Here is a 16,689-nt window from a genome sequence, read left to right on the forward strand (position 1 = left end):
GATCCTTAGCAAAACCGGGCCGCGGCTGTCATCCTTCTGCCCGTTTCCGGACCCAACCCATAAAGGCGGCGTCGGGCTTGCGCAGGCGCGGTGCGCCGGTGCGGGCCCAGACCCCGCGCCAATCGGCCTCGAGCGCATAGACATCCGCCCCCGGCATCAGGCGGCGGGCCTCTTCCAGCGTCTCGGCGCGCAGCACCGGCGGGCGGGCCTCGCCCTCGACCAACCCGCCGCGCGGGGCAAAGCGGATCAGGTCGCCGGGTTCCTCGGTCATCTCGTAATCGGGCAGGTGACCGGCCTCGATCATGTCGCGCAACATCTTGCGAAACACCCGGCGGGGCGAGGCCGAGCCGGATTTCTTGAGCAGCGTGTCGACCGAGACGGTCCAGGCCGGCTGGCGCCCGCAATGTTTGCGCGCCAACTCGTAGATGCGCCGCTCGAGCGGTTTGCGCAGGCGGAAGTAATCGCGGCTGAGCGTCAGCACCGATTTCGACAGCACCGCACGATAGAGCCAGTCGCTGAGCGTCACCGCCACGCTGACCATGCGCCCGCCCCGCGTCTTGCGCACGATCTCCCAGCTCTCGATCAGGCCGAACCCGGTGGTGGTCTCGATCTCGCCGGTGACGATATTGGTGGTGATGCGGGTGCCCGCCAGCCGCTCGAAGGCCTCGCGCAGGCGGCGATAGGCGTCGCCTGAGGTCTCGCGATTGGTGGCGATCAGCAGGTCATGCGCCTTGAGCTGCACCGTGCGGCTGACCCGGCGGCCCGCGTTCAGTGCCGCCATCAACTGGCTGATGCAGAAGATCAGGATATCCTTGTCATGGATGGTGGCCAGGCCCCGCATGCTGGGGATGACGGTGATCTCGGTACCGTTGTGGTCGTATTGCAGGATGCGCCGGTCGGGCCGGGTTGCCAGCGAGAACAGCGGATGTTCCATGCTGGCGATATCGTCCTTGGGGATCGCATCGAAGATGTCGCAGACGAAAAAATCGCCCTGCTGGTGGCGATCGGGCAAAAGCCCCGCGCCCATTGCTGTCACTGCCCTGCTCATGGCCCTGCCTTTGGTGCCTGTTTTGCGGTCGGTATCCGACTCGTTTTCTTTCGTGGTTTTAGTGACACCAACCTAGAGTTATCCACAAGCCCGCACAACGGGGGTTCGGAGTCGCCTGATCGGGGGTTCGGAGTCAGTCTTTCGGGGGTTCAGAGTCGCCTACCCTTATGAATTTGTGGTTTACCGATTGATTATAAAGGGAAAAATAACAAATCCTCTGCCCAGTAACACATAGATAACACAGATCTAACATTACAAAAAAATCGCCAACCCGGTGGAAATGCGGTAAAACCGCCGCACCACCCCCTTATTTTGCTTAGAAAATCCGCATGACATGCGCCTTTTTCTTCCATGTGACACCTTTTTCGGTATCATAAGGAAAACGCAGCACATCGAGCAGATTTCCCATGTCCAAGGACGGCACCCCCCTGCCCCCCTATTTCAACATCGACCCGGACGCGGCGCTGGCCGAGCTGGACTTACCCACAGGCACCCATGGCTTTGCCGCCATTGCCGAGGCCTGCACTCGCGGGCGCGCCGATCTGGCCAGCCGGGGCATGAACGAGGAAGGGCGCAAGACGCTGCGCCTGTTTTCCACTTGGGAGATCACCCGTTATCTGATCCCCGTCGCCCAGGCCCATTTCCGCCGCGTGCTGAAACAGAACCCCGACCTGCCCCAAGGCCGGTCGGAAACCGAGGGCGGCGCCAAGTGGTTCACGCTGGACGAGGTGCTGCGCCTGCGCGCGCATTTCGGGGCGCAGGGATCGAAGGCCAAGAACTATCTGCCCTACCGCCCCGCCGGGCAGCCTGCGAAACTGGTCGCTGTGGCCAATTTCAAGGGCGGCGTGGGCAAGACCAGCACGGCGGCGCATCTGGCCATGTCGGCCGCGCTCGATGGCTACCGGGTGCTGGTGATCGACCTCGACAGCCAGGGCTCGATGACCTCGATCTTTGGCGGCCGGGTCGAGGATGAATGGCAGACCGCCTTCCCGCTGCTGGCCCGTCATTACGGCGAATATCTGCGGGTCGAGAACCAGCGTCGGCTGGATCGGGGCGATGCGCCCCAGCCGCTGGACGAGGCGCTGAGTGCGGCCATGAAGATGACCGCGGGGGATGTGATCCAGTCCACCCATTGGCCCAATATCGACCTGATCGGCGCGCAGCTGAACCTCTATTGGGCCGAGTTCCAGATCCCGGTCTGGCGCATGGCCGCGCGCGGCTGGAAGCTGTGGGACGCGCTGACCGACCGGCTGGCCGCCGACGGAGTACTGGACGACTATGACCTGGTCTTCATCGACACGCCGCCCGCGCTGGGATACCTCACCATCAACGGTCTGGCAGCGGCGGATATCCTGCTGGTACCGCTGGGCGCCTCGTTCCTGGAGTTCGATTCCACCGGGCGCTTCTTCGACATGCTGCATTCGACTTTCGCCAGTATCGAGGATGGCGAGAACATGGCCGCCCGCGCGCTGGGTCGGCCCGAGATGGCGTTCGAATGGGATGCGGTGCGCGCGGTGGTGACCCGGTTCGACGGGGCGCAGCAGGGCGAGCTTTCGGCTCTGATGCAGGCTTATCTGGGCAAGACGCTCTCACCCCACCGACAGGATTTCACCGCCCTGATCGGTCAGGCGGGCGAACGGGTGCATGGCATCTACGAGGCCGATTACCGCGATTTCAACCGCGAGACCTATGCCCGGGGGCGCGAGACCTTTGATGCCACCTATGCGGCGTTCAAGCGGCTGTTGCTGGGGGTCTGGCGACGTGACGAACTGGCCGCACAGGCGGCAGCGGAATAACAGGGCCTAACAAGGGCAAACCCGGAGAGTAGAGATGGCAAAACGCAAGCGACTGAGCCCGGCACAACCGGTTTTCCTGGACGGTCCCGTGCCGGGCCAGCGGGCGCCCGAGACCAAGTCGATGCCGCTGGGCGCCGGTCAGGCGCCGATCGCCCAGGTGGCGGGCGATGCCTCGGCGCGGGCGGCGCTGGACGAGATGAGCCAGGTCATGGCCACGGCGCGGGCCGAAGGTCGGATGATCGAGCTGCTGCCGCTTGACGTGATCGACGAACGCCATCTGGTGCGCGACCGGCTGGAGCAGAACGAAGAGGAAATGTCCGCGCTGACCGACAGTCTGCGGGCGCGCGGCCAGCAGATGCCGGTCGAGGTGGTCCCCCTGCCCGATCCCGCTGGCGGGCGCACCCATGGCCTGATCTCGGGTTGGCGGCGGCTGACGGCGCTGCGCAGGCTCTATAAAGAGACATCAGACCCTAAGTTCGCCACTGTGCGTGCCATGGTGATTGCCCCCGAGACCGCCCAGGACGCTTATGTCGCGATGGTCGAGGAGAACGAGATCCGGGTGAATCTCAGCCATTACGAGCGCGCCCGGATCGCAGTGCGCGCGATGAAGGAAGGCGTCTACCCCAATCAGCGCGCCGCCTTGCAGGGGCTGTTTGGCAATACCACCCGCTCGCGCCGTTCCAAGATCGGCACCTTCATCCTGCTGGTCGAGGCATTCGACGCGGTGCTCTACTTCCCTTCGGCGATCTCCGAGAAGCTGGGCCTGGCGCTGGCGCGCGAGATGGTGCGCGATCCGGGCTTTGCCGATCTGCTCAAGGCGCGGCTCAAGGACAGCCCCCGCGACAGCGCCCCGGCCGAGATGCGCATCCTGGCCCAGGCGCTGGCCGAACGGCAGGCACCACCGCCCCCGCCGGCCGATCCCGAGCCCCCTGCCCGGCCCCGGCTGCGCTCGACCGCGCAGAACCCGGCAGCCGGCGAGCGGATCGTCACCCGGGTGACGCAGGGTATCGAAATGCGATTCACCCCCGATCAGGGTCGTATCGAACTGGTGGGCGAGGGCGTCTCGGATCGTCTGGCCGAGATGCTGGAAGACTGGCTAAAATCCCTTTGACAGGGTCTTTTCTCTTGCTCCAGATATCCTGGGAGAGCCGCGTTTTGCACGGCGGGGGCAGAGCCCCCACCTTGCCCCGCGATGTTTCGCGCGCGAAACATTTCAGTAGCCAAGCGCTCTAGCGCCCGACCCCGATATAGCACTCGAACCCGGCCTTGCGCGCGGCCTTTTCCGAATAGATGTTGCGCAGGTCTACCATGCGCGGGGTCTCCATCTTGCGCGCCATCTGCTTGAGGTCGAGGGCGCGGAATTCGTTCCATTCGGTCAGCAGCACCACCAGATCCGCCTTGCGCGCGGCCTGATAGGGGTCGTCCATCCATTTGACGCCGGGCAGCAGGGCCTCGCCCTCGGCCTGGCCCTGCGGGTCGACCACCCGCACCCGGGCGCCGCCGCCGATCAGGGTCGGCACGATGGTGAGCGACGGCGCCTCGCGCATGTCGTCGGTATTGGGTTTGAAGGTCACCCCCAGCACCGCGATGGTCTTGCCGTTGAAACTGCCGTCCAGCGCGTCGCGGATCTTCTCGACCATGCGGCTCTTGACCTCGTCATTGACCCGGATCACCGTTTCGGTGATCCGCATGGGAAAGGCATGGTCCTGCCCGATCCGCGCCAGCGCTGCGGTATCCTTGGGAAAGCACGAGCCGCCATAACCGGGACCGGCATGCAGGAACTTGTTGCCGATCCGGCCGTCCAGCCCGATACCGCGTGCCACTTCCTTGACATCGGCGCCGACCCGTTCGCACAGGCCCGCCACCTCGTTGATGAAGGTGATCTTGGTCGCGAGGAAAGCGTTGGCGGCGTATTTGATCATCTCGGCGCTTTCCAGATCGGTGGTCAGGATCGGAAAGTCGCGCAGATAGAGCGGCCGATAAATCTCGGCCATCACCTCGGCGGCGCGGGCGTTCTGGACGCCCACCACCACCCGGTCGGGTTTCATGAAATCCTCGATGGCCGCGCCCTCGCGCAGGAATTCCGGGTTCGAGGCCACGTCGAATTCCGTCTGCGGATTGGTCTTGGCAATCGCCTGCTTGACCTGCCGGTTGGTGCCCACCGGCACGGTGGATTTGGTCACCACCACGGTATAGCCGGTCAGGGCCTGCGCGATCTCTTCGGCGGCGGCCATCACATAGGTCAGATCCGCATGGCCGTCGCCGCGCCGGGTGGGGGTGCCCACCGCGATGAACACCGCCTCGGCCCCGTCCACGGCGGCGGCCAGATCGGTGGTGAAGCTCAGCCGCCCGGCGGCCACGTTCTTGGCCATCAGCGCATCAAGCCCCGGCTCGTAGATCGGCACCTCGCCGGCATTCAGCCGGCCGATCTTGCTCGCGTCCTTGTCGACGCAGATCACGTCATGTCCGAAATCGGAAAAACAGATGCCGGAGACCAGGCCCACATAGCCGGTTCCGATCATGGCGATCCGCATAACCCCTACCTCTCTTGTCGCGCCGGGCTGCTCTTCCGGCCTGTTTACAATCGGCGGATCCGACGCCTGTTGCAACGCCCCTCTGCGGTGCCGGCTCAGATCCGGTAATAGTCGCGATACCAGTCGACGAAATGCTGCATACCGGTGGCCAGCGGCGTGTCCATCCCGGCGCCGGTCAGGTCGCGCAAGAGCCGGGTCTCGGCCCGGTGGCGGGCACGTCGCCGGGCTGCATCGGCAGCATCCGCATCCGGGCCTGCTGGCCGCAGGCGGTTTCGATGGCGCGGATGAAGGCCATCACCTCGACAGGCTGGCTGGCGCCGATATTGACCACGCGAAACGGCGCCACCGGGCTGAGACTGTTGTGATCGCCCACCGGCACCGGGTCGGGTGCGGCCTCGGCCAGGCCCAGGATGGCGCCGACCAGATCGTCGATATAGGTGAAGTCGCGCCGCATCCGGCCGTTGTTATAGACGTCGATCGTCTCGCCGCTCAGGATGGCGCGGGTGAATTTGAAATAGGCCATGTCGGGCTGGCCCCAGGGGCCGTAGACGGTGAAGAAGCGGAACATCGTCACCGGCAGGCCATAGAGATGGGCATAGGAATGCGCCATCGTCTCGTTTGCCTTCTTGGTGGCGGCGTAAAAGGACATCTGGCTGTCGGCCTTGTCGGTCTCGGCATCGGGCATCGCGGTATTGGCGCCATAGACCGAACTGGTCGAGGCCAGCAGCATGTGCTCTGGCGGATGGGCGTGGGCGGCCTCGATCAGCTCGTAAGTGCCCAGCAGATTGGCCTCGACATAATCGCGCGGCGCCTCGATCGAATGGCGCACGCCGGCCTGGGCGGCCAGGTGGATGACGCGGGCGGGGCGGTGCGCGGCAAAGAGATCGGCCAGCAGGCCGGGGGTTTCCAGCTTGCCGATGACGGGGACAAACTCCGGCCGGGCCTCGAGCTGCGCCAGCCGCGCCCGTTTCAGCGCCGGGTCGTAATAGGGGTTGAGAGAGTCGAGCCCCACCACCCGCCAGCCCGCCGCCAGCAGGCGCAAGCTCAGGTGATAGCCGATGAAGCCGGCGGCGCCGGTGACGAGGGTGGTTCGCATATATGATCTCTAGAGGGAAATCCGGATTGCGGTCAAACCCTTGCGGGGAAACAGGCGCCGTCGGTCGTGGCGGTTTGTGCGATCTGGGATGTTGTGATTTCGAGACGGGGCAAATATCACGGGAGAAAGAGCACACCGGCAAGATCACGTCGGAAATTCCACACCGGGAAATCACGGGGCAGGAGGGCCAGATGATGGACGCTATGAAGTTTGCGCGGACGATTACGCCTGTCATCCTGTGCGGCGGTTCGGGCATGCGGCTGTGGCCGCTGTCGCGCAAGAGCTATCCCAAGCAGTTCTCGCGCCTGATCGGGGACAGTTCGCTGTTCCAGGCCTCGGTCCGGCGGATGAGCGGCGAGGGCTTTGCCGCTCCGGTGGTGCTGACCAATTCCGATTTCCGCTTCATCGTGACCGAGCAGCTGCTCGAGGCCGGTATCGACCCGGCGGCGGTGCTGATCGAACCCGAGGGTCGCAACACCGCGCCGGCCATCCTGGCGGCGGCGCTGTGGCTGCAGGCGCAGGATCCCGAGGGGCTGATGCTGGTCGCGCCCTCGGATCACGTGGTGCCCGACCCCGAACTGTTCCGCCGGATGATCGCCTCGGGCGTCGCGGCGGCCGAGGAGGGCCAGCTGGTCACCTTCGGGGTCGAGCCAACGCGGGCCGAGACGGGCTATGGTTATCTGGAGCTGGAGGCGGCACCCGATGGGGCTGTTACCGGCCCGGTGTCCGATGGGGCCGTTACCGGCCCGGTGCCCTTGCGCCGCTTCATCGAGAAACCGGATGCCGAGGCTGCCGCCCGGATGATGGCGACGGGGCGGCATCTGTGGAATGCGGGCCTGTTCCTGTTTTCGCCGGGGGCGATCCTCGCCGCTTTCGAGACCCATGCGCCCGAGATGATCGCGCCGGTGCGGCAGGCGGTCGAGACGGGGCGCCCGGATTTGGGCTTCTTCCGTCTGGCGCCCGAACCCTGGGCCGGGCTGGCCGATATCTCGATCGACTACGCGGTGATGGAGAAGGCCGACAATCTGAGCGTTGTGCCCTTTGGGCAGAGCTGGTCCGATCTGGGGGGTTGGGATGCGGTCTGGCACGAGATGGACCGGGATGCGCGCGGGGTCGCCCTGTCGGGGCAGGCCACGGCGATCGATTGCGAGAATTCGCTGCTGCGGTCTGAGGACGATACCCTTCAGGTGGTCGGGATCGGGCTGAAGGATACCGTGGTTGTCGCCATGCCCGACGCGGTGCTGGTCGCCGCCGCCGGGCGGACGCAGGATGTGAAACTGGCGGTGGCGGCGCTGAAGCGCAAGCAGGTCAAACAGGCCGAGACCTTTCCCAAGGATCACCGCCCCTGGGGCTGGTTCGAAAGCCTGGTGATCGAGGACCGGTTCCAGGTCAAGCGCATCATGGTGCATCCCGGTGCCGCCCTGAGCCTGCAAAGCCACCATCACCGCGCCGAGCACTGGATCGTGGTGCAGGGCACCGCCAAGGTTACGGTGGGCGATACCGTCACCCTGGTGAGCGAGAACCAGTCGGTCTATGTGCCGCTGGGGGCGATCCACCGGATGGAAAATCCGGGCAAGGTGCCGATGGTGCTGATCGAGGTTCAGACCGGCAGCTATCTGGGCGAGGACGACATCATCCGGTACGAGGATGTCTATGCCCGGCAGTGACGCGGCCTGCCTGTCCGGCCCTTGACAGGGTCTGATATCGCCGGTCAGCGGCGGTGGAACAGGAAACCGATCGTCTGGAACACCAGGTCGAAATCGTAGCAGACATTGCGCCGCCGCTGATAGATCAGGTCGAGACGGGCCTTGCGCGGTACGCAGCTGCGGGCATAGACCAGATCGGTCTCCTCGCGGGTCTTGCAGCGCGCCAGCAGCATGGTTTCGTGCTTGTGATAGACCAGCGTGGCCAGGCCGGTGACGCCGGGGCGCGATTTCAGGACCTCGGAATAGATCTCGGGAAACTGCTCGACATACTGGCGCAGGGGCGGGCGCGGACCGACAAAGCTCAGGTCGCCGCGCAGGATGTTCCACAGCTGGGGCAGCTCGTCCAGGCGCTTGGAACGCAGCCAGGCCCCGGTGGGGGTGATGCGGTTGACCTTGTCGCCGCCCGAGACGCCCGAATCCTCGTCGACCTCGGTCATGGTGCGCAGTTTCCACAGCGCAAAGGGCTCGCCCATCCCCTTCATCCGCTCGGCCACGTAAAAGACCGGCCGCCCCTGGCGGATCAGCAGCCAGACCAGCAGCGCGATGATGAAGGGCCAGAGCAGAAGCACCAGCAGGGAGGCGAAGAACAGATCGAAAAGACGTTTGCCAAAAGTCATCTTGAGTCCTGAATATTCCCGATATCCGGCTCTAAACTGCGCCATTGCGCAACAAGACAGGCCGGAGAGGCCTCTTCGGCCGCCACCGGAGACAGCCGGTTCAGCGAGGTGGTGTCAAGCTGAACCTGGGCGATCGTGCCCGGCTGCGGCAGGCGCGGGGTCCAGTGCAGCCCGGCGGCGTCCAGCAGGTTGCCCATTTCCACCATGCCGGGGGCCGCGATATTCAGCACCGGGGGCAGGTCGGGGACCAACATCAGATCGAACAGGACCCGGGCCAGGCTGCGCGGGCCGATATAGCTGCGTCTCGGGGTGTGCCCGTCGGGGAACCGGTCCAGCGCGATCTTTGGCGTCCACTTGCCCAGAACAGCGTCTATTCCGGCGATATTGCCGATCCGCAGACAGCAGCAGGACACCCCGCTTGCCCGGGCCAGCTCGGTGGCGCGTCGTTCCATCTCGAGCTTGGCGCGGCCATAGGCATTGGTGGGCCGGGTCGAGGCCCGTTCGGACAGCAGACCGGCCTGATTGCCGTAAACCGCCGCCGAAGAGGCCAGCAGAACCCGGGCGCCGGTCTGCGCGCCGGCCCGGACCGCCGCCAGGGCAAGGTCGATATTGTCGTCCAGCGTCGTGCCCGGGCTTTCGCGGCCGGGGATCACGCCGGACAGGCACAGAATGGCCTTGCGGCCGCGGGCGGCGGCGATCAGCCTGTCGGGTTCCGTCAGCGGATCGAAGCTGACCCAGTTGTGCCGCTCTGCGGTCACGGGCTTGCGCGTATGCCACAGGATATGGTTCTGGGATATTTCCGGTTTCCAGACGCTACGCAGGATTCTGCCGATCCGTCCGGTCGCTCCGAGAACCAAGATATCGGGAAATTGCATGGGTGTTCTTGTAAGCGTTGACGGATCCTTCGATGCCGGTATTGTGCGCACACTCCAATGGCAAAAACCATTAACTTTACACATAGGCCGATCTTACTGATGAAGCATGTTGCAAAAACCGCCATCCTTCTGGGGGTGCTGCTGACTCTCTTCGGATGCGGCCGCCTGCCGGCCGGTGCCCCGGCCAGCAGCGAGATCATCGATCAGGTCCAGGAAGAGAGCGGCGAATTCGCGTTGTATCTGGTCAATCGCGCCTTTTTGCCCACCGTGTCGCAATGGCCGGCGACCGGTCGGCAGGAGCACCTGTCCTGGCTGAGCCGGAGCCAGGGGGCCAAGACCCAGATCATCCAGCCCGGCGACACGCTGACCCTGCAGATCTGGGACAGCAGCGAAAACTCCCTGCTGACCACCGAGACGCAGCGCGCGGTGCCGCTGGAACAGGTGCGGGTGGCCTCGAACGGCACCGTCTTCGTGCCCTATGTCGGCGATATCAGCGTGATCGGCATGACCCCGGACCTGGCCCGCGAGCGGTTGCAGAGCGATCTGGAGGCGATCGTGCCCTCGGCCCAGGTACAGCTGAGCATGAAGGAAGGCCGCGGCAACTCGGTCGAGCTGGTCGGCGGTGTCTCCCGGCCGGGATCCTATCCGATGCCCGACCGCAACTATACGGTCCGCAGCCTGCTGTCGGATGGCGGCGGGGTGTCGGCGGAACTGGTCAACCCGCAGATTCGCCTGGTGCGCGGCAACGCGATCTATGGCACCTCGGTCGAGCGGCTGCTGGACACGCCGTCCTATGACACGCTGCTGCGCGGCGGCGATCAGGTCTTTGTCGAGGAGGACCAGCGTTACTTCCTGTCCTTCGGCGCCACCGGCAAGGAGGATCTGCACCCCTTTACCCGCGATGACCTGTCGGCGATGGACGCGGTGTCGATCATTGGCGGTGTCAATGACAGCCGGGCCGACCCCAAGGGCCTGCTGATCCTGCGGGAATATCCCGCCGCTGCGGTCAGTCCGGGCACCCGCGGGCCGCGCAACACGCGGGTGGTGTTCTCGATCGACCTGACCACGTTCGACGGGCTGTTCTCGGCGCGCAACTTCAAGATCAACCCCAACGACCTGGTGCTGGCGACCGAGGCGCCGATCAACGATGTGCTCACCATCTCGAACGTGATCGGCAACTTCTTCGGGGTCTTCAGTCGCGCGGGCGTGCTGTAACGGTCTGCTCCGATATCCGGGCCCGGCGGAAAACCGCCGGGTCTTTCACGCTGCGGGCCGGGCGCGAGGCGGCGTTGTAACATAGTTTCAGCTCCGGGGATCCGCGCTTGGCAAACTGCGGCTTTATGGATAAGACCGAAATCGGTTAACTGATTGACAGATATTTGTAATGAGATGCGCTTTGATCGTTCCAGCGACCGGTAGAGGGACGCGTATGCGTTCGGATATGCCGACGGTTCCAGACATGATCGCAGGCGCCCTGCATGTGGTGCGCAGGCCCTTTCCCACGCTGTGTACAAGCGGTGGGGAAAACGGCTTTTCAGGCTCTGATGCGGCAGGAACGGCGCGGGCTGTCGCTTGGCCACGTGCCCGAGTGGAAAACGGATAAGCAACCGGAGAGAACGGACGATGTGTGGAATTGTCGGCGTATTGGGGCATCACCAGGCCGCCCCGATCCTGGTCGAGGGGCTCAAGCGCCTCGAATACCGCGGCTATGACAGCGCGGGGATCGCGACCGTCGATGGCGGGCGGCTGGACCGGCGCCGGGCTCTGGGCAAGCTGATCAATCTCAGCGACCTGCTGGTGCACGAGCCGCTGGCCGGCACCTCGGGGATCGGCCATACCCGCTGGGCCACCCATGGCGCCGCGACCACCCAGAACGCGCATCCGCATGCCCGGGGCAAGGTGGCGGTGGTCCATAACGGGATCATCGAGAATTTCCGCGCCCTGCGCGAATTCCTGGCCGACCAGCAGATCACCCCCGAGACCGAGACCGATACCGAGACCGTTGCCATGCTGTGCGACTGGTATCTGGCACAGGGCGAGACCCCGGTCGAGGCCGCCAAGAAGACGGTGGCGCGTCTGGAAGGCGCCTATGCGCTGTGCTTCCTGTTCGAGGGCGAGGAAGACCTGATCGTGGCCGCGCGCAAGGGCAGCCCGCTGGCGGTGGGCTGGGGCGAGGGCGAGATGTTCGTCGGCTCGGATGCGCTGGCGCTGGCGCCGATGACAGACCAGATCACCTATCTCGAAGAAGGCGACATGGCGATCGTGACCCGCGCGGGGGCCGACTTCCTGGATGCCGACCAGCAGCCGGTCGCGCGCCAGCGCAAGACCGTGCATGTGGATGCGACCGCCGCCGACAAGGGCGGATATCGCCATTTCATGGCCAAGGAGATCGCCGAACAGTCCACCGTGCTGGCCGAGGCGGTGAAATATTACCTCAGCAAGCGCGAGGGGCAGCACCTGCTGGAGACCCGGCTGGATTTCGCCGGGATCGACCGGGTGGTGATGGTGGCCTGCGGCACCGCCTCGCTGGCCTGTTTCACGGCCAAATACTGGTTCGAGCAGATCGCCAAGCTGCCGGTCGAGGTCGATATCGCCTCGGAGTTCCGCTATCGCGAACCGCCGATTTCCGACCGCACGCTGGCGCTGTTCGTCAGCCAGTCGGGCGAGACCGCCGATACGCTGGCGGCGCTGCGTTATTGCGCGGGCAAGGCGGGCAGCATCGTGTCGATCGTCAATGTCGCCGAAAGCTCGATCGCGCGCGAAAGCGATCTGGCGCTGCCGATCCTGGCCGGACCCGAGATCGGGGTCGCCTCGACCAAGGCGTTCACCTGCCAGCTGGTCGTGCTGGCGGCACTGGCCTTGCAGGCGGCGCGGCAGCGCGGTGTACTGGACCAGGCGGCGCTGGCGACACATGTGGACCATCTGATGCGGGTGCCGGGGCAGGTGTCCGATGCGATGACCTGCGAACCGCAGGTGCACGCGATCAGCTCGCAGCTGGCCCGGTTCAAGGATGCGATTTTTCTGGGCCGCGGGGCGATGTATCCGCTGGCGCTGGAAGGGGCGCTCAAGCTCAAGGAGATCAGCTATATCCATGCCGAGGGCTATGCCAGCGGCGAGCTGAAGCACGGACCCATCGCGCTGATCGACGACGAGATGCCGGTGGTGGTGCTGGCCCCCGATGACGAGATGTTCGACAAAACAGTCTCTAACATGCAGGAAGTGATGGCCCGGGGCGGGCGGATCGTGATGGTCAGCGACCCGGCCGGGATCAACAAGGCCGGCGGTGGCATCTGGCAGACCGTGGCGATGCCGCGGGTGGACGGGCCCTTTGCCCCCATCGTCTATGCGGTGGCGGTGCAGCTTCTGGCCTATCACACGGCGGTGGAAAAGGGCACCGATGTGGACCAGCCCCGCAACCTGGCCAAATCGGTGACCGTGGAATAGCGAAACCCCCTTCATAGGGCCTGTATAGAGCCTGTTTCCGACCGGATCTCAGCTCTGGCCGCGCAGGCCGCGCAGCATGGCGCTGGCCCGGCGCATCAGCTTCAGCCAGGCGATCGGATAGAGCCCCGCCCGCGACGCCCAGTCGGTGGGCGGCGTGCGCGGGGTGGGGATCACCGGCTGCCCCGTGCGCACGGGGGCCTGCGGCATCAGGCTGTCCAGCGGCGTTCCCGCGCCGCTGCGCAGGAATTCGGCATCGCCCCGGCGGATCAGCGCGGAGAGGATATCCAGATCCAGCTGCGGCGCATGCAGGTGCTGATCAATGCCCCGGCGGTTGAGATCCTGACCCATCAGGTCGCGCTGGTGGCGACCGGGTTCGAACGGATAGCGCTGGCCGCCATTGTAGAAGTCGATCCCGGTCAGGATGATGCGCCGCGCCCCCATGCCATGCGCCATCAGGGCGGCATAGGTGCCGGTGGTCGGCTTGCGGTCGTGCCGGGCCATCAGGGCGGCGACCTCGGCCTCGATCGCGGCGTCACGATAGCGCATCACCCGGTAGCAGGCGCCGAACCGGCGCTGCCCGGCGCGGATGACGGCGGGGTTGTGGCTGCTCCAGGCCGCCAGGTCGTAATCCGCGCGGCATCGCCAGAGGGTTTCGAACATGAAGGGCGCCACCCGCGGATCGCCGCCCATGAAGGCGAGATCCACCCGGCGGCCCAGATAGTGCATCGGCTCGAAGAAGAAATTGTTGGTGCGGACAATCCGGTCGGTGACCAGCACCTGGCCGGGGATCAGCCGGGTCAGGGACAGGCCGCCGCCGGCCACGACAAAGGTGTCGGATGTCATTTCCGGTCGTCCGGCTGTCCCGCGCGCGGTGCCGCCCGCAGCGTGTCGGCCATGGCCCGGAGCGCGCCATGCCCGCCCGGATGCGGCAGGATCCAGTCGGCCAGTCCCAGGATCTCGGGATGGGCATCCGAGGGGCAGGCCGACAGGCCGGCCTGCTCCATCGCCGCGCGGTCGTTGATGTCGTTGCCCACATAGAGAAGCTGGCCCCAGTCCAGCCCGTGCCGGGACAGCCAGCCGGACAGGGCGGCCACCTTGTCGTCGGTGGCGTTCTGGACCTCGATCTGCAGTTTCTCGGCCCGGCGCAGCACCACCGGGTTGCGCTCTTTCGACAGGATCATCAGCCGCCAATGCCCGGCCTCGCGCAGCAGCGAGAGGCCCATGCCATCGCCGCGCGAGGTGCGCACGCTTTCGACCCCGTTCTGGTCGGTGATCACCAGATTGTCGGTATGCACCCCGTCGAAATCCATCACCACCGCGCGGATACGGCCGAGACGATCCGCCGCCGGGCTGTCCAGCCCGTGGCTGCGCGCCAGCTGGCTGCACAGGTCGAGATCGCGCAGGCTGTCGATCTCGACCGCCGGGTGATCCACCGGGCAGAGCGCCACCCGGCCGCAGAACCGGTTGCCCACCCGTTCAAAGGCGTCGGCCCGCACGCAATAGATCGCGCCGCTTTCGCGAAAGGCGGGCGGCAGGTCCTGGCGGCGCATCCTGGGGCCGGTCTCGTCATGATTGATGCCGGTGCCGAACCCCTGGGCATCGGGGCGCCAGAGGAACGAGTGATCCTCGATCACCGAGATCGCGCAATCGGCGCCCTGGCCCCGCATCGCGGCCAGGCAGGCCTCGATATCCTCGCCGGTGGTGAAGGGCGAGGTGCATTGCAGGAACACCAGCCGCTCCAGCGCCGGCAGATCGGCGCGCACCGGGCCGAGCGCGTGCAGCCAGCCGGATTCGGAACTGGCGGTGTCTCCGGCCAGATCGGCGGGCCGGTGGATGATCCGGGCGCCATGCAGGCGGGCCTCGGTGGCGATGGCGGCATCGTCGGTCGAGACATAGACCGCCTCGACCGAGGGCGCGGCACGGCCCGCGCGCACGGCGCGTCCGATCAGCGAGACGCCGCCGACGGGGCGCAGGTTCTTGCCGGGGATGCCCTTGGACCCGCCACGGGCCAGGATGATGCAGGCGGTGGCCTCGGGGGCGGGGGCTGTGCCGGTCATGTCGATACTCTGTCGTCTTGCGCATTTGGCGCCGCGGGGTCGGGTCGCGCCCAAGCGCCGCGGGCAGGCGGGCGCGGGGTCCGGGCGCCGCAGTCCGGTTACCTTTACAAACCGGGGGGCGCTGTGTAAATCCTTCGTGGATCTTGGATTTACCGGTTTTGCAGGATGCTTTTGCAGCTCAAGAACTCGTCTCTGGGTCGGGCGTTGTGGCGGCTGCGTCGGGCGGTCTGGCGGCTGGGCAAACGGGCGGCGCCGGTCTATGAACGGATCCCGTCTCCGGCGCATCTGAAGGCGGCCAACCGTGCCCATAACCGGGAACAGCAGCGCATCCTTGAAGATTTCGAACGCGGAGACAGCTGAGTTCATGACCCGGCCCCGACGCCTGCTGATCCTGTTCGGCGATGATTCCACCCTGTTCTTTGCCACCCGGATGCGGGCCCAGTTGCGCGCGGCCGACCCGGTGGCCGAGGTGACGCTGGGCGCCTTTGCCGACGAGCTGGCCCTGTCGCCCCGGCAGCTGGCGCTGCATGTGCCCGAGGGGGATTACACGGTGCTGGACCTTGCCGGGCTGACGGCGGCGGCGCGGGCGCCGGATCTGGATGCCATCATCGTCTGCAAGGTGCCCCGGGTGCTGACCGATCTGCTGATGGATCCCGCCTATCGCCAGAGCAGCGCCCGGCCCCGGATCATCGCCTTTCTGCCCGGGCTCGATTTCTTTCCCGACCGGGGCATGCGCAACCGGCTCTATTGCGACAGTGTCTATCTGTTCCCCCGCGATTACCTGCCACGGTTCCGGGCGTTGCAGGCCGCGGAACTGCCGCCGCATGATCCGGGCGGGCCGGGAAAGGCCCGGCGGGTGGGGTTCGGGCACCCGGCCTGTCTGCGCCCCGAGCGGGCCACGCCACCCGCGCTGCCCGACGGGGATATCTATTTCTTTGCCCAGGCGCTGTCGCCCTCGACCCGGCGGGGACGGCTGCACATGCTGCGGGTGATGGCGGCCCTCGCCCGGTCCAACCCGGAGCGGACCGTGTGGATCAAGCTGCGCCACCTGCCCGAAGAGAACACCACCCATGTGCACAGGGAGCGGTTCAGCTATCCGGACCTGATGAAGGCGCTCGCGGTGCCGGACAATCTGCGCCTGACCGCCTGCGACATGGACAGCGCGCTGGCCCAGGCCGCGATCGGGATCGTCTGCACCTCGACGGCGGCGATGGACCTGGTGCGGGCAGGGGTGCCGACGATGGTGCATCTGGACTATGTCGATGCCTATGTCGATCCCCTGGTGCCGCCGATGCGCGCCCTGTTCGAGGCCAGCAACCTGGTCGTCTCGCTGCGCGATCTGCTGCACCTGCGCTATCGGGCGCCCGATCCCGGCTGGGTCGACGACATGTTCTGTCCCCCCGATCTGGGCGCCCGGGTCCTGCACGAGATCGACGCGGATGCGGCGCCCCGGCCCGAGGGGAGTGTTTGACACATATGGAAGGTCCGGGGTAACTCTCGGCTCAAGTCCGGGCAG

13 protein-coding genes and 1 pseudogene are annotated in these 16,689 nt (G+C 66.0%); 7 read left to right on the forward strand and 7 right to left on the reverse strand.

Translation table 11 applies throughout. The annotated features are described in order from the left end of the window. Window positions 1–28: 28 nt before the first annotated feature. Window positions 29–1,048 carry a replication initiator protein A gene (locus AC2FL1_RS13475; RefSeq protein WP_496877284.1) on the reverse strand — a complete coding sequence of 340 codons (1,020 nt, stop codon included), beginning with the start codon at window positions 1,046–1,048 and terminating at the stop codon, window positions 29–31. A gap of 407 nt (window positions 1,049–1,455) precedes the next feature. Here AC2FL1_RS13475 and AC2FL1_RS13480 point away from each other — a divergent pair, with 407 nt between their 5' ends. Together AC2FL1_RS13480 and AC2FL1_RS13485 are read left to right on the forward strand one after the other, a co-directional pair. Next, window positions 1,456–2,844: an AAA family ATPase gene (locus AC2FL1_RS13480; RefSeq protein WP_496829873.1), complete on the forward strand. Its 1,389-nt coding sequence runs from the start codon at window positions 1,456–1,458 to the stop codon at window positions 2,842–2,844. Between the two features lie 34 nt (window positions 2,845–2,878). Beyond that, entirely contained in the window at window positions 2,879–3,955 is a 1,077-nt protein-coding gene (locus AC2FL1_RS13485; RefSeq protein ID WP_496877285.1) for a ParB/RepB/Spo0J family partition protein, read from the forward strand. A gap of 118 nt (window positions 3,956–4,073) precedes the next feature. Here the strand turns inward: AC2FL1_RS13485 and AC2FL1_RS13490 are convergent, their stop codons facing one another. Further along, window positions 4,074–5,378: a UDP-glucose dehydrogenase family protein gene (locus AC2FL1_RS13490; RefSeq protein ID WP_496877286.1), complete on the reverse strand. Its 1,305-nt coding sequence runs from the start codon at window positions 5,376–5,378 to the stop codon at window positions 4,074–4,076. Between the two features lie 95 nt (window positions 5,379–5,473). Next, window positions 5,474–6,474, reverse strand: a pseudogene (locus AC2FL1_RS13495) (NAD-dependent epimerase/dehydratase family protein). Window positions 6,475–6,665: 191 nt separating this feature from the next. Here AC2FL1_RS13495 and AC2FL1_RS13500 point away from each other — a divergent pair. Continuing rightward, window positions 6,666–8,141, forward strand: coding sequence for a mannose-1-phosphate guanylyltransferase/mannose-6-phosphate isomerase (locus AC2FL1_RS13500; RefSeq protein WP_496877287.1), 1,476 nt, complete (start codon window positions 6,666–6,668; stop codon window positions 8,139–8,141). A 44-nt stretch (window positions 8,142–8,185) separates the two neighbouring features. On the opposite strand, the gene AC2FL1_RS13505 is transcribed toward AC2FL1_RS13500, so the two are convergent. Beyond that, a complete protein-coding gene (locus AC2FL1_RS13505; RefSeq protein ID WP_234145700.1) occupies window positions 8,186–8,797 on the reverse strand; it encodes a sugar transferase in 612 nt (203 codons plus the stop codon). Next, window positions 8,794–9,672 (reverse strand): NAD-dependent epimerase/dehydratase family protein, encoded by an 879-nt coding sequence (locus AC2FL1_RS13510; protein ID WP_496829866.1) that lies wholly within the window; start codon window positions 9,670–9,672, stop codon window positions 8,794–8,796. The genes AC2FL1_RS13505 and AC2FL1_RS13510 overlap by 4 nt, the downstream gene beginning before the upstream one ends. Before the next feature lie 99 nt (window positions 9,673–9,771). On the opposite strand from AC2FL1_RS13510, the gene AC2FL1_RS13515 reads away from it, so the two are divergent. Both AC2FL1_RS13515 and glmS read left to right on the forward strand, forming a co-directional pair. Further along, complete coding sequence (locus tag AC2FL1_RS13515; RefSeq protein WP_496877288.1) at window positions 9,772–10,887, forward strand: polysaccharide biosynthesis/export family protein; 1,116 nt, start codon at window positions 9,772–9,774, stop codon at window positions 10,885–10,887. Between the two features lie 408 nt (window positions 10,888–11,295). Continuing rightward, entirely contained in the window at window positions 11,296–13,116 is a 1,821-nt protein-coding gene (gene glmS / locus AC2FL1_RS13520) for a glutamine--fructose-6-phosphate transaminase (isomerizing) (RefSeq protein WP_496877289.1), read from the forward strand. 48 nt (window positions 13,117–13,164) lie between these two features. Here glmS and AC2FL1_RS13525 read toward each other — a convergent pair whose 3' ends face one another. Together AC2FL1_RS13525 and AC2FL1_RS13530 are read right to left on the reverse strand one after the other, a co-directional pair. Further along, entirely contained in the window at window positions 13,165–13,959 is a 795-nt protein-coding gene (locus tag AC2FL1_RS13525) for a hypothetical protein (protein ID WP_496877290.1), read from the reverse strand. Next, complete coding sequence (locus tag AC2FL1_RS13530; RefSeq protein ID WP_496877291.1) at window positions 13,956–15,173, reverse strand: cytidylyltransferase domain-containing protein; 1,218 nt, start codon at window positions 15,171–15,173, stop codon at window positions 13,956–13,958. Before AC2FL1_RS13530 ends, AC2FL1_RS13525 begins: the two co-directional genes overlap by 4 nt. A 165-nt stretch (window positions 15,174–15,338) precedes the next feature. On the opposite strand from AC2FL1_RS13530, the gene AC2FL1_RS13535 reads away from it, so the two are divergent. Both AC2FL1_RS13535 and AC2FL1_RS13540 read left to right on the forward strand, forming a co-directional pair. Next, entirely contained in the window at window positions 15,339–15,533 is a 195-nt protein-coding gene (locus tag AC2FL1_RS13535) for a hypothetical protein (RefSeq protein WP_496877292.1), read from the forward strand. A gap of 4 nt (window positions 15,534–15,537) precedes the next feature. Beyond that, entirely contained in the window at window positions 15,538–16,644 is a 1,107-nt protein-coding gene (locus AC2FL1_RS13540; protein WP_496877293.1) for a DUF6716 putative glycosyltransferase, read from the forward strand. The last annotated feature ends 45 nt before the right edge of the window (window positions 16,645–16,689 follow it).

The organism is Ruegeria sp. YKSF070 (assembly GCF_059612725.1).